Source organism: Helicobacter sp. T3_23-1059, assembly GCF_053654515.1.
Window position 1 is genome coordinate 1 of record NZ_JBSIUV010000233.1, and the last position, 478, is coordinate 478.

The following is a 478-nucleotide window of genomic DNA, read 5'->3' on the forward strand; positions in this document are numbered from 1 at the left end:
CAAAGATACTTTTTATCTTTCAAATCATTTACATATCACTTATACAAATCACTTAAAGGGGTTTTTTATGCTTTTCTCATCATTTGCATTTATTTTTGCATTTTTGCCGCTCGTGTGGATAATCTTTCATTTGCTGAAAAACGCAAAGTTTAAAGCGCATTTTCTTTGGGCGAAAATCTTTTTGATTGTTTCAAGTCTATTTTTCTACGCATTTTGGAAACTCTCATATTTGCCTATTTTGCTTACTTCAATCATTATAAATTACACTTTAGCAAAGATTATTTTGCGCTTTAGCACTGCGCGATTTGACACGACAAATGGGGGGGGGGCGATTTACGCACAACTTCACTCACGCTAGATTCTAGCCAATCATCATTGCAAGATTTGCTAGAATCTAATATCACTTCATCATCTTTAGACTTAAAAAAAACAATCGATAAAAAAGATGGCTCTCTTAAACTTAAGCTCAAATAAAGAT

At 32.8% G+C, this 478-nt stretch carries 1 protein-coding gene; it reads right to left on the reverse strand.

Going from position 1 to position 478, the window contains the following annotated elements; all coding sequences use genetic code 11:
- Positions 1 to 290: 290 nt before the first annotated feature.
- Positions 291 to 478, reverse strand: a 188-nt coding sequence (locus ACWIX0_RS14210; protein ID WP_454174621.1) for a hypothetical protein, incomplete at its 5' end; no start/stop codon positions are given.